The following is a 12,300-nucleotide window of genomic DNA, read 5'->3' as shown; positions in this document are numbered from 1 at the left end:
CGGCTGCAGAATTTTAAGAAGTGCCCAGCGCGGGCCATGCCCTCTATAATGCCCGGTAGATTTCCGTCCCTGTACAGGTATTCCCAGATGAAACGTCCAAGTGGTCGCGCCGCCGATCAGCTCCGCTCGATCCGCATCACCCGCAACTACACCAAACACGCCGAGGGATCTGTACTGGTCGAGTTCGGTGACACCAAAGTGATTTGTACGGTCAGTGTCGAGAATGGGGTGCCGCGCTTCCTCAAGGGCCAGGGCCAGGGTTGGCTGACCGCCGAGTACGGCATGCTGCCGCGGGCTACCGGCGAGCGTAACCAGCGTGAGGCGAGCCGTGGCAAGCAGGGCGGCCGGACCCTGGAAATCCAGCGCCTGATCGGCCGTTCGCTGCGCGCTTCGCTGGATATGTCCAAGCTCGGCGACGTGACCCTGTATGTCGACTGCGATGTGATCCAGGCCGACGGCGGCACCCGCACTGCGTCCATCACCGGTTCCATGGTGGCGCTGGCCGATGCCCTGGCCGTGATCAAGAAACGTGGCGGCCTGAAGGGTGGCAGCCCGCTCAAGCAGATGATCGCCGCCGTTTCGGTGGGCATGTACCAGGGTGAGCCGGTACTCGACCTGGACTACCTGGAAGATTCCGCCGCCGAGACCGACCTCAACGTGGTGATGACCAGCACCGGTGGCTTCATCGAGGTCCAGGGCACCGCCGAAGGCGCGCCGTTCCAGCCGGAAGAGCTGAATGCGATGCTGGCACTGGCACAAAAAGGCATGAACGAGATCTTCGAATTGCAGAACGCCGCACTGGCTGACTGATGATCCGGACTTTTCCCCGCGTAAAAGGAGTGCGCCATGAGTGAGCAGATGCCTGTGCCGGCACCGGATGCAAACGTCCGTCAGTGGGCGATGTTCTGTCACTTGTCGGCGTTTCTCGGCTATTGGTTTCCCTTCGGCAGCCTGATCGGGCCGTTGATCCTCTGGCAGATGAAGCGTGAGCAGGATCCGTTCATCGATGCCCAGGGCAAGGAAGCGCTGAATTTCCAGATCACCGTGGCGGTGGCCGCGATGGTCTGTTTTGCGCTGATGTTCGTGGTGATCGGTTTCCTGCTGTTCGGCCTGCTGGCCATCGGCGCGGTGGTGTTGACCATCATTGCCGGCATCAAGGCCAACCAGGGTATCGCCTATCGCTATCCCTTCACCTGGCGTCCGATCAAGTAGCTTCGGGTGGGGGCCGGATTGATGCGGAGCGGCGGTACAAGCTCCCCTGTCCAGCACCGACGCACAAAAAAGCCGACCGAGGTCGGCTTTTTTGTGGCTGTCGATCAGCGCAGCAACTGCTCGACCCGTGCCCGATCCACCGCGAAATCCTGCTGTGACTGGACCCGTGCCGCCCGATACTTGTCGATATCGGCCTTCATCCGCACCTGCTCGTCGCGCAAGCCGGCGAGCTGGGCCAGTAGTTGTGGCGAAACCTCCTTGCCGGCGCGCTCCTGCTCCGCCGCCTGGCCTTGCAGGGCGGCCTGCTGGGCCAGCAACGCCTGGAGATTGGTCTGCACGCTGGCAATCAACCCATCCAGCTCGGCCAGTTTGCGTCCCTGGGCCTTGTCGACCTCATCGACGCTGGAATAGCGCTGCAGCAATTGCGCATTGGCATCGGCCTGGGCTTTCTCGGCCTGCTTCTGCTGGATCTGTTCGGCGGTGAGCGCCGGGGCCACGGTCTGGATCACCCGGCCGCGCTGGTTGAGCACCTGGTAGCCCTTGCCGATGTACTCCGGCGGCACACCCTGGCGATCCAGGACCGTCACGCCTTTGTTATCGACATAACGGTACAGCAGCACTTCGTCCGCCTGCACGGCGAACGAAGCCCCGATGGCCAGGGCCAGCCACAGGTATCCGCGCCTCAAGAAGGGTCAGATCCCGTACTGTGCGCGATAAGCCTCGACCGCCGGCAGATGCTGCTTGAGCTGCTCGTCGCCGGCGAGGAATTCGAGGACCTGGTTCAGCGACACGATGCTGACCACCGGAATGCCGAAGTCACGTTCGACTTCCTGGATCGCCGACAACTCACCGTTGCCGCGTTCCTGGCGGTTCAGCGCGATCAACACGCCCGCGGCCTTGGCGCTGTCCTGGGATTCGATGATCTGCATCACTTCGCGAATTGCCGTACCGGCGGTGATCACGTCGTCGATGATCAGCACGTTGCCGGTCAATGGCGCCCCGACCAGGCTGCCGCCTTCGCCGTGGGCCTTGGCCTCCTTGCGGTTGAAGCACCATGGCAGATCGAGCTGGTGATGCTCGGCCAACGCCACGGCAGTCGCGGCCGCCAGGGGAATACCCTTGTAGGCCGGGCCGAACAGAACGTCGAAGGGAATACCGCTCTCGACGATCGCCGCGGCATAGAAACGCCCCAGCTGGGCCAGGGCGGAACCTGAGTTGAACAGGCCGGCATTGAAGAAGTAAGGACTGGTGCGTCCGGACTTCAGGGTGAACTCACCGAAGCGCAAAACCCCGCGATCGATGGCAAAACGAATGAAATCGCGCTGATACGCCTGCATGAAAAAAGCCCCAAATACCACGGATTTAGCTAATTAGGTAGACCTCGGGTATCATACACGCACGTGATTTTTGGGGCCATTTATGCGGATCATCAGTGTGAACGTCAATGGTATTCAGGCTGCAGTCGAGCGTGGTTTGCTCAGTTGGCTGCAAGCCCAGAATGCCGACGTCATCTGCCTGCAGGACACCCGCGCCTCCGCCTTTGAACTGGACGACCCAGCCTTCCAACTGGATGGCTACTTCCTTTATGCCTGCGATGCCGAAGTCCCTGCCCAAGGTGGCGTGGCTCTGTATTCGCGGTTGCAACCGAAGGCTGTCATCAGCGGTCTCGGTTTCGAGACGGCAGACCGCTACGGGCGCTACCTGCAAGCCGATTTCGACAAGGTCAGCATCGCGACCTTGCTGCTTCCATCAGGGCAGAACGGCGATGAAGACTTGAACCAGAAGTTCAAGCTTATGGACGACTTCGCCCGCTACCTGGATAAACAGCGGCGCAAACGTCGCGAGTACATCTATTGCGGCTCGCTCTACGTGGCGCAGCAGAAGCTCGACATCAAGAACTGGCGCGACAGCCAGCAATCCCCGGGCTTCCTGGCGCCTGAGCGCGCCTGGATGGACGAGATTGTCGGCAACATGGGCTATGTCGATGCCCTGCGCGAAGTCAGCCGCGAAGGCGACCAGTACAGCTGGTGGCCGGATAACGAGCAGGCCGAGATGCTCAACCTCGGCTGGCGCTTCGATTATCAGATCCTGACGCCGGGCCTGCGCCGCTTCGTACGCAGCGCGCGCCTGCCGCGCCAGCCGCGCTTCTCGCAGCACGCACCGCTGATCGTCGACTACGACTGGACGTTGACCATCTGAGTCGTTGTCCAGACGGCAGAAAAAAGCCCCGCCCGGTTTCCCGGAGCGGGGCTTTTTTCATCGCCGGCGCTTAGTGGCGCTTGCGATTGCTGATCAGGGTGCCCATGCCGGTGTCGGTGAAGATCTCCAGCAGGACCGCATTCGGTACCCGGCCGTCGATGATCAGCGAGCTGCCCACGCCGCCCTGTACCGCTTCCAGCGCACACTGGATCTTTGGCAGCATGCCGCCGTAGATGGTGCCGTCGGCGATCAGGCCGTTGACCTGGTCGGTGCTCAGGCCGGTCAGGACCTTGCCTTCCTTGTCCATCAGGCCGGCGATATTGGTCAGCAGCATGAGCTTCTCGGCTTTCAGTGCCTCGGCGATCTTGCCGGCGACCAGGTCGGCGTTGATGTTGTAGGACTCACCATTGGCGCCCACGCCGATCGGCGCGATCACCGGGATGAAGTCGCCCTTGACCAGCAGGTTCAGCAGATCGGTATTGATCCCGACCACTTCGCCCACCTGGCCGTAGTCGATGATTTCCGGCGCGGTCATTTCCGGGGTCTGGCGGGTCACGGTGAGCTTTTTCGCACGGATCAGCTCAGCGTCCTTGCCGGTCAGGCCGATGGCGCTGCCGCCATGACGGTTGATCAGGTTGACGATGCTCTTGTTCACCTGGCCACCGAGGACCATTTCCACCACGTCCATGGTCTGCGCGTCGGTGACGCGCATGCCGTCGACGAAATGGCTCTCGATAGACAGGCGCTTGAGCAGGTCGCCGATCTGCGGGCCACCGCCATGCACGACCACCGGGTTGATACCCACGGCCTTCATCAACACGATATCGCGGGCAAAGCCGGTCTTCAGCTCTTCGCTTTCCATAGCGTTGCCGCCGTACTTGATCACCAGCGTCTTGCCGACGTAGCGGCGGATATAAGGCAACGCTTCGGAAAGAACCTTGGCGGTATTGGCAGCGGCATCGCGTTCGAGGGTCATTCAGGGCTCCGGTGGAACAAGTGGTCAGACGGTGTTTTTACACCGCCTGTATGTCAGAACGGTAGTTGGAGATCGGGTGCAACACGTTTCAGTTGCGCGTGGAACACATCCTTGATGCGCTGCAGCTCGGCCTCGGTATCGGCCTCGAAGCGCAGTACCAGCACCGGCGTGGTGTTGGAGGCGCGAACCAGGCCCCAGCCTTTGGGGTAGTCGACCCGTACACCGTCGATGGTGGTCAGGTTGGCGTCGCCCCATTGTGCGTCGTGCAAGGCTTCAATGATGCTGAATTTGCTCTCGTCGGTCACATTGATATTGATTTCCGGCGTGGAAATATCGTTCGGGAAGGTGGCGAACAGCTCCTCGGCGGTGGCTTTCTCCTGGCTGAGGATCTCCAGCAGGCGCGCGGCGCTGTAGATGCCGTCGTCGAAACCGAACCAGCGCTCCTTGAAGAAGATATGGCCGCTCATCTCGCCGGCCAGCAGGGCGCCGCTCTGCTTCATTTTTTTCTTGATCAGCGAGTGACCGGTCTTCCACATCACCGGGCGGCCGCCATATTCCTGGATCAGGGGAGTCAGGCGCCGGGTACATTTGACGTCGAAGATGATATCCGCGCCCGGATTGCGCGACACCACGTCCTTGGCGAACAGCATCAGCAGGCGGTCCGGGAACACGATGTTGCCGGTGTTGGTCACCACGCCGACGCGGTCGCCGTCACCGTCGAAGGCCAGGCCCAGGTCGGCATTGGTTTCCTTGACCTTGGCGATCAGGTCCTCGAGGTTTTCCGGCTTGCCCGGGTCCGGGTGGTGGTTCGGGAAGTTGCCGTCGACGTCGCAGAACAGCGGAATCACTTCGCAGCCCAGGGCTTCGATCAGTTGTGGGGCGATCACGCCGGCGGCACCGTTGCCGCAGTCGACCACTACCTTGAGTTTCTTCGCCAGGACGATGTCTTCGCGGATCTGCCGGAAGTAGCGGTCGAGGATCTCGACCTTCTCGATGCTGCCCTTGCCGCTGCTCAGGTCGTTGGTCTTCAGGCGCGTGTGCAGGGCCTGGATCTGTTCGTTGGCGAGGGTGTCGCCGGCGATGACGATCTTGAAGCCGTTGTAGTTCGAAGGGTTGTGGCTGCCGGTGAGCATGACCCCGGACTTGCCGGCCAGCACGTTGGCGGCGTAGTACAGCGCCGGTGTCGGCACCAGGCCGACATCGCTGACATGGCAGCCGCTGTCATGCAGGCCCTGGATCAGTTGCTGGACCAGCTCCGGGCCGGACAGGCGTCCGTCGCGGCCAACGGATACATTCGGTTCGCCCTGGGCCAGGCTCTGCGAGCCGATGGCGCGACCGATCCAGTAGGCTGTTTCGGCGGTCAGGGTTTCCGGAATCGTGCCGCGGATGTCATAGGCGCGGAAGATGCTGTCGGGGAATGTCGGGACAGTGCGTGTGATGCTGTTCATGGCGAGAGGGTGCTCCGTTCTCAGGAAATCCTGGTTTTCGTCGAGAATGTCGACATCGAGGATATCGGTATCTTGGAACAGCGGATCGATCCATTCTGCACCCGGGGTGACGGTCTGGATCGGCGCTGGGGCACTGCTGGTCGTCGGGCCTGGATCGATGCCGGGTTGATTCGCGGCGGCGGCAGGCTGGCCATTGCGCAGAGAGAAGCGCGCCAGATCCTGCGCCAGTCCGTTGAGGGCCGGCAGGCTCAAACTGAAGGCTTTGACGGCTTTTCCGCCGGAGAGTTCGTGAAACAGCTGTTCCAGCTGTCGGGCATCGCCGTCGAGACGGTTTTGCAGGCGTTTGTGGGTCAGGTAGATCGCCAGCACCGCGCTGCCGAGCACCACCAGCAGCGCCAGGAGCATGAGTCCATAGGTGCTGAGCGGGTAGCCGAACTGGAACGCCGGGCCGGGGCTGAACTTCAGTACCCAGTTGGCGTTGTTGGTGCCGAGGGTATAGCTATCCCCCGAGGCGCCATTGCCCCGCTGGTCGAGTACCTGTTCCGGGCTGCCGAGAATGCTTTGGGTGAGCTGCAGCGAACCGTTGTCCGGGTGCCAGGTGCCGAGGGGCTTGAGCAGGCGTTGCAGGTCGAATACCAGCAGCAGGGTCCCACGGGCATCGGTTGCGTCGCCCAGGGTCGCTACGCTGTACACCAGCCAGCGCTGGCCGACCTTGTAGGCCTCCGGCGGTGGCCGGGTGCCGCGTTCGGCGCGGCGGATCAGGTCCAGGGCCGAGAAATTCAGCGGTGCCGCACGGTCGGCGACCGGCTGGGCGGCGTCCCGCAGGTTGAGCTGCACGTCCACCAGGCCATCCATATGGCGCAGGCTGTCTTCCGCCGCTTTCACGCTATCGGCGTTCTGGCTTTGCAGGGCTTTCAGCAGGGCGGGGTTGAGCGCGGCGGCGTCGGTCTGGGCGATCAGGTCGGTGGTGGCCTGTCCCAGGCCCGAGGCCATCACGGAACCGGCCGTTTGCGCCAGTTGCAGGCGGAAGTACTGGTGCGAGGGGCCCAGCACGCCGAACCAGAGCAGTGCGGCTGCCAGCAGCAGGCCGCCGAGGGCAATCTTCAGGCCCGGAAGCAGTGGATTGGCGGCCTCATTCGAAGACGAATGGTCAGGGTGTTCGGGACCGTTGGCGGTCTTTGCACTGCGCTTGATGCCTTTCAAATACCGTCTCCGCGAAACTCATCCTGAAGTGCAGCGCGAATTGTTCAGGCCGGGTGTGGAGCCCGGCCTTGATCAGCGTAGGTCAATGGCTGCCCGAATGCCCGAAACCGCCGGCACCGCGTTGGCTTTCGTCGAACTCCTGGACCAGTTCGAAATGCGCCTGGACCACCGGCACCAGCACCAGTTGGGCGATGCGCTCGCCGACGGCGATATTGAAGGCGGTCTGGCCGCGGTTCCAGCACGACACCATCAGCTCGCCCTGGTAGTCCGAGTCGATCAGGCCGACCAGGTTGCCCAGCACGATACCGTGCTTGTGGCCCAGGCCGGAGCGCGGCAGGATCAGCGCGGCCAGGCCCGGATCGCCGATATAGACCGACAGGCCGGTAGGAATCAGCAAGGTCTGGCCCGGTTCCAGTACGGTGTCCTGCTGGAGCATGGCGCGCAGGTCGAGGCCGGCCGAGCCGGGGGTGGCGTACTGCGGCAGCGGGAATTCGTTGCCGATGCGTGGGTCGAGGATCTTGGCTTGCAAAGCGTGCATGTGGATTAAACCTGGTTCAGTCGTGTGGCGATAAAAGAGATCAGCTGGCGGGCAATCTTGCCTTTGCTGGTCTGGGCGAAAAGTGTCGCGTGCAGGTCCCGGTCGATCACGCTGCAGGCGTTTTCCTCGCTGTTGAAGCCGATGCTGGGGTTGGCCACGTCATTGGCGACGATCAGGTCGAGGTTCTTGTCCTTCAGCTTGCGCGCGGCGTAGTCGAGCAGATGCTCGGTCTCGGCGGCAAAACCGACGCTGAACGGACGATCGGGACGTGAGGCGATGGTGGCCAGGATGTCCGGGTTGCGCACCATCTGTAGCAGCAGGCCGTCGCCGTTCGTAGGATCTTTCTTGAGTTTTTGCGGGGCAACCACTTCAGGGCGGTAGTCCGCCACCGCGGCCGAGGCAATGAACAGATCGCAGGGGATCGCGGCTTCGCAGGCGGCGAGCATGTCGCGGGCGCTGACGACATCGATACGGCTGACCCGGTCAGGCGTCGGCAGGTGCACCGGGCCGGTGATCAGGGTCACCCGGGCGCCGGCCTCGACCGCGGCCTCGGCCAGGGCAAAGCCCATTTTCCCGGAGCTGTGGTTGGTGATGTAGCGCACCGGGTCGATGTTTTCCTGGGTCGGGCCGGCGGTGATCAGGACATGCCTGCCGGTCAGTGCCAGGTGCTGGAAGCAGTCGGCGGCGCACTGGGCCAGGTCGGTGGCTTCGAGCATGCGCCCCAGGCCGACGTCGCCACAGGCCTGGCTGCCGGAGGCCGGGCCGAAGACTTTCAGGCCGCGGCTCTGCAACAACTGGGTGTTGGCCTGGGTCGCGGGATCGCGCCACATGGCCTGGTTCATCGCCGGGGCGATGGCCACGGTGGCGTCGGTGGCGAGCACCAGGGTGGTCAGCAGGTCGTCGGCGATGCCCTGGGCCAGGCGTGCGATCAGGTCGGCGGTGGCGGGCGCGATCAGCACCAGGTCGGCCCACTTGGCCAGTTCGATATGGCCCATCGCGGCTTCGGCCGCCGGGTCGAGCAGGTCCAGGTGCACCGGGTGCCCGGACAGCGCCTGCATGGTCAGCGGGGTGATGAACTCGCTGCCGCCGCGGGTCATGACCACGCGCACTTCGGCGCCCTGGTCGAGAAGTCGGCGAACCAGCTCGGCGCTCTTGTAGGCAGCAATGCCGCCGCCGACGCCGAGAACGATGCGTTTCCGATACAGCCGCTGCATAGGCCTGCCTTTTAGTCCGGTGATTGCTACCCCCGACGACGCCTCCCCAGGCCGGATCGGGGGTAAAAAAGATGGGCTACGATAACACAGCGCCCGCCATGGAACAGCGGGGCCCAAAGGACAGGGAGGTGGGATGAGTATTCGCAATTGGCCGGCTGCGGAGCGGCCACGGGAGAAGCTGCTGGAGCTGGGATCGGCAAGCCTGTCCGATGCCGAGCTGCTGGCGATCTTCCTGCGCACCGGGGTTTCCGGCAGAAGTGCCGTGGATCTGGCGCGACATCTGTTAGGACGGTTCGGTAGTTTGCGTAGCCTGCTGGAGGCCGACCAGCGGGAATTCAGCCGTGAGCTGGGTTTGGGGCCGGCCAAGTTCGCCCAGTTGCAGGCGGTGCTGGAAATGGCCCGCCGTCACCTGGCCGAGCGCCTGCGGCGTGATTCGGCCCTGGAAAGCCCGCGGGCCGTGCGCGACTACCTCAAGGCGATGTTGCGCCATGAGCCCCATGAGGTGTTCGGCTGCCTGTTTCTGGATGCCAAGCACCGGGTGCTGGCCTTCGAGGCGTTGTTCCAGGGCTCCATCGACAACACCAGCGTTTATCCCCGCCAGGTGGTGAAAAGGGCGCTGGCGCACAATGCGGCGGCGTTGATCCTGTGCCACAACCATCCTTCGGGGGTTGCCGAGCCCAGCCAGGCCGACCGGCTGCTGACCCGGCGGCTGAAGGATGCACTGGAATTCGTGGATGTGCGGGTGCTCGATCATTTCATTGTCGGCGAGGGCGAGCCGTTTTCAATGATGGAGCATGGCCTGATGTAGGTGGGAGGCGGGCAGATACCGCGATCCCTTGCAGGAGCCGGCTTGCCGGCGATGGCGTCCGGATGGGCGCCGCAAGGCTCGAAGGCCTCGTCGCCGGCAAGCCGGCTCCTGCAGGGGGCGTGTCAATCTCAGGGTTTCAGGGCGACCCGGGAGAAGTCCTGGCGCCCGAACGGGCTCACCTGGTAGCCCTGGACATCCTTGCGCGTGAGGGCGAAGGCGGTCGGGTGGGCCAGTGGCAGCCAGAGCGCCTGCTGCTGGATCTGGGCCTGGGCCTGCTGGTAGAGCTTGCTGCGCACGCCCTGTTCGCTGGTGGTTTTCCCGGCGCTGATCAGCTTGTCCAGGCCGGCATCGCAATAACGCGCGAAGTTGGTGCCGGATTTCACGGCGGCGCAGGAGAATTGCGGGGTCAGGAAGTTGTCCGGGTCGCCATTGTCGCCGGCCCAGCCCATGAACAGCAGGTCATGCTCGCCGGCTTTGGCGCGGCGGATCAGTTCGCCCCATTCGATCACGCGGATTTCCGCCTGGATCCCCACTTCCGCCAGGTCGGCCTGCAGCAGTTGCGCGCCAAGGCTCGGGTTGGGGTTGAGCAGGCTGCCCGACGGGCGGGTCCAGATAGTGGTCTGGAAGCCGTCCTTGAGGCCGGCCTTGGCCAGCAGCGCCTTGGCCTTCGCCGGATCGTGGGCGTAGCCGGGCAGGTCCCTGGCGTAGCTCCAGGTATTGGGCGGGTAAGGGCCGTTGGCGGCTTCGGCGGTATCCTCGAAGACGGCCTTGAGGTAGCTGGTCTTGTCGAAGGCCAGGTTGATCGCCTGGCGGACTTCCGGCTTGTCCAGCGGCGGATGCTGGCTGTTGATGGCGAGGAAGGCGGTCATGAAGGCGGCGGTCTTCTCCACCTTGAGCGCCGGATCCTTGCTCGCCGCACCGACATCCAGGGGCTTGGGCGAGAGGGCGATCTGGCATTCGTTACGCCGCAGCTTCTGCAGCCGCACGTTGGCGTCCGGGGTGATCGCGAAGATCAGGTTGTCGACCGCCGGCTTGCCGGCGAAGTAGTCCGGATTGGCGGTATAACGGATCGATGCGTCCTTCTGGAACCGCCCGAAAACGAACGGGCCGGTGCCGATCGGCTGGCTGTTGAGCTTCTCCGGGGTATTGGCGGCCATCAGCTTGTCGGCGTATTCCGACGAATAGATGGAGGCAAAGCCCATGCTCAGCGCCGCCAGGAAGGTCGAGTCCGGGTGGTCCAGGGTAAAGCGCACGGTCAGCGGATCGGTGGCCTCGATGCGCTTGATCAGTGCCGGTAGTTGCAGCGACTGGGCATGGGGGAAGCCGCTCTGGGCGATCTTGTGCCAGGGGTTGGCCGGGTCCAGCATGCGTTCGAAACTGAAGCGGACGTCGGCCGCGGTCAGGTCGCGGGTCGGCTTGAAGTAATCGGTGCGATGGAATTTCACCCCGGGGTGCAGCTTGAAGTCGTAGGTCAGGCCGTCATCGGAGACGCTCCAGCTGTCGGCCAGGCTCGGCACCAGCTTGCCGCTGGCGGCGTCGAAGTCCACCAGGCGGTTCATCAGCACATCCGCCGAGGCGTTGGTGGTGGTCAACGAGTTGTATTGCACGACGTCGAAGCCCTCCGGGCTGGCTTCGGTGCAGACGCTCAGCGAGGTCGCGGCCGAGGCCAGCGGGCTGAGAAAAGGGACGAGCAATAGCGGTAGGGCAGCGAAGCGCATATTCAGTTTCCTTTGCAGGTCGTTGTCCCATCTGCGAGTGCAGTCTGGAAAAACCTCTACCCTAGTGCGCCGGGCGACAATTGACTATCCCATTTTTACTCGGCTTGCCCGGGGCACTGTACAATCGCGCGGTCTTCCCCATAGAGGGTTCCGGGCTTTTCCCCGCAGGGCCTGGCTTTGTGCGACGAGCGGCATTTGCTGCCCAAGCCCCCGGCATTGGCGTCCCGTACCCTGGTTCTCGGGCGCTCGACACGGTTTTAATCGCACTTGATGTTGTTGCAACGTAGTCTTTCTGGTATAAAGCAGCGCTCTTTTCTAGGGGCCCGGTTCCTTCGCTTGTAGGTGTAGCCGGTAAGACCCTTAAAGAAACGCGGCGCCTGGCGCCAAATGACTGAGAGATTAAGCGGCCAACCCATGCCGGGTTGGGCATGTGGTTTAGAGGGCTGAGGCATGTCTAGAGTCTGTCAAGTTACCGGTAAGGGTCCGGTGACTGGGAATAACATTTCCCACGCAAACAACAAAACCCGTCGTCGTTTCCTGCCGAACCTGCAGCATCACCGCTTCTGGGTTGAGTCGGAGAAGCGTTTCGTGCGTCTGCGCGTTTCCGCCAAGGGCATGCGTATCATCGACAAGCGTGGCATTGATGTCGTGCTGGCCGAACTCCGTCGCGATGGCAAGGTATAAGGGAGCTAAATCATGCGTGAATTGATTCGTTTGATCTCGAGCGCCGGTACTGGTCATTTCTACACGACTGACAAGAACAAGCGCACTACTCCGGACAAAATCGAGATCAAGAAATATGATCCGGTTGTTCGCAAGCACGTGATCTACAAGGAAGGCAAAATCAAGTAATTGATTTTGTTTTTCGAGAAAAACCCCGACTGGTTCGGGGTTTTTTTTCGCCTGTTTTTCGGCTGTTTCCTTCATTTCGCATAGCCTTTTCCTGCGTCTCTCCCGTTGTGCCTTTCCTAGACTGCCTGAACA

13 protein-coding genes are annotated in these 12,300 nt (G+C 62.8%); 6 read left to right on the top strand and 7 right to left on the bottom strand.

Translation table 11 applies throughout. The features are described from left to right. Positions 1 to 87 precede the first annotated feature (87 nt). A complete protein-coding gene (gene rph, locus ACL9RJ_RS20320; protein ID WP_017125549.1) occupies positions 88 to 810 on the top strand; it encodes a ribonuclease PH in 723 nt (240 codons plus the stop codon). A gap of 36 nt (positions 811 to 846) precedes the next feature. After that, complete coding sequence (locus ACL9RJ_RS20315) at positions 847 to 1,212, top strand: DUF4870 domain-containing protein (RefSeq protein WP_017125548.1); 366 nt, start codon at positions 847 to 849, stop codon at positions 1,210 to 1,212. Between the two features lie 104 nt (positions 1,213 to 1,316). Here ACL9RJ_RS20315 and ACL9RJ_RS20310 read toward each other — a convergent pair whose 3' ends face one another. Together ACL9RJ_RS20310 and pyrE are read right to left on the bottom strand one after the other, a co-directional pair. Next, positions 1,317 to 1,898, bottom strand: coding sequence for a hypothetical protein (locus tag ACL9RJ_RS20310; protein ID WP_017125547.1), 582 nt, complete (start codon positions 1,896 to 1,898; stop codon positions 1,317 to 1,319). 6 nt (positions 1,899 to 1,904) lie between these two features. Further along, entirely contained in the window at positions 1,905 to 2,549 is a 645-nt protein-coding gene (gene pyrE, locus ACL9RJ_RS20305) for an orotate phosphoribosyltransferase (protein WP_422765595.1), read from the bottom strand. Between the two features lie 82 nt (positions 2,550 to 2,631). On the opposite strand from pyrE, the gene ACL9RJ_RS20300 reads away from it, so the two are divergent. Then, on the top strand, positions 2,632 to 3,411 hold the full coding sequence (locus ACL9RJ_RS20300) for an exodeoxyribonuclease III (RefSeq protein ID WP_017125545.1): 780 nt from the start codon (positions 2,632 to 2,634) through the stop codon (positions 3,409 to 3,411). Between the two features lie 70 nt (positions 3,412 to 3,481). Here the strand turns inward: ACL9RJ_RS20300 and argB are convergent, their stop codons facing one another. The 4 genes from argB to coaBC all read right to left on the bottom strand — a co-directional run bounded on the left by argB (position 3,482) and on the right by coaBC (position 8,790). Continuing rightward, on the bottom strand, positions 3,482 to 4,387 hold the full coding sequence (gene argB / locus ACL9RJ_RS20295) for an acetylglutamate kinase (RefSeq protein ID WP_017125544.1): 906 nt from the start codon (positions 4,385 to 4,387) through the stop codon (positions 3,482 to 3,484). Between the two features lie 53 nt (positions 4,388 to 4,440). Continuing rightward, complete coding sequence (gene algC, locus ACL9RJ_RS20290) at positions 4,441 to 5,835, bottom strand: phosphomannomutase/phosphoglucomutase (protein WP_209436724.1); 1,395 nt, start codon at positions 5,833 to 5,835, stop codon at positions 4,441 to 4,443. A gap of 1,285 nt (positions 5,836 to 7,120) precedes the next feature. Beyond that, positions 7,121 to 7,576 (bottom strand): dUTP diphosphatase, encoded by a 456-nt coding sequence (gene dut / locus ACL9RJ_RS20285; protein ID WP_017125542.1) that lies wholly within the window; start codon positions 7,574 to 7,576, stop codon positions 7,121 to 7,123. Positions 7,577 to 7,581: 5 nt separating this feature from the next. Beyond that, positions 7,582 to 8,790 carry a bifunctional phosphopantothenoylcysteine decarboxylase/phosphopantothenate--cysteine ligase CoaBC gene (coaBC, locus tag ACL9RJ_RS20280; RefSeq protein ID WP_103032865.1) on the bottom strand — a complete coding sequence of 403 codons (1,209 nt, stop codon included), beginning with the start codon at positions 8,788 to 8,790 and terminating at the stop codon, positions 7,582 to 7,584. 133 nt (positions 8,791 to 8,923) lie between these two features. Between coaBC and radC the strand changes: the two genes are divergently transcribed. After that, on the top strand, positions 8,924 to 9,598 hold the full coding sequence (radC, locus tag ACL9RJ_RS20275; protein ID WP_017125540.1) for a RadC family protein: 675 nt from the start codon (positions 8,924 to 8,926) through the stop codon (positions 9,596 to 9,598). Between the two features lie 128 nt (positions 9,599 to 9,726). On the opposite strand, the gene ACL9RJ_RS20270 is transcribed toward radC, so the two are convergent. Further along, the gene (locus tag ACL9RJ_RS20270) at positions 9,727 to 11,316 is read right to left on the bottom strand and encodes an ABC transporter substrate-binding protein (RefSeq protein WP_017125539.1); all 1,590 of its coding nucleotides are present in this window, start codon (positions 11,314 to 11,316) and stop codon (positions 9,727 to 9,729) included. A gap of 450 nt (positions 11,317 to 11,766) precedes the next feature. On the opposite strand from ACL9RJ_RS20270, the gene rpmB reads away from it, so the two are divergent. Further along, positions 11,767 to 12,000, top strand: coding sequence for a 50S ribosomal protein L28 (gene rpmB, locus ACL9RJ_RS20265; protein ID WP_007921114.1), 234 nt, complete (start codon positions 11,767 to 11,769; stop codon positions 11,998 to 12,000). Between the two features lie 12 nt (positions 12,001 to 12,012). Next, positions 12,013 to 12,168 carry a 50S ribosomal protein L33 gene (rpmG, locus tag ACL9RJ_RS20260; RefSeq protein WP_003177274.1) on the top strand — a complete coding sequence of 52 codons (156 nt, stop codon included), beginning with the start codon at positions 12,013 to 12,015 and terminating at the stop codon, positions 12,166 to 12,168. Positions 12,169 to 12,300: the final 132 nt, after the last annotated feature.

Source organism: Pseudomonas sp. Mn2068 (genome assembly GCF_049319725.1).
GTDB classification, from domain to species: Bacteria; Pseudomonadota; Gammaproteobacteria; order Pseudomonadales; family Pseudomonadaceae; genus Aquipseudomonas; species Aquipseudomonas gingeri.
The sequence above is the reverse complement of the archived record's forward strand: the minus strand, read 5'-3'. Positions and strand labels throughout refer to the sequence as shown.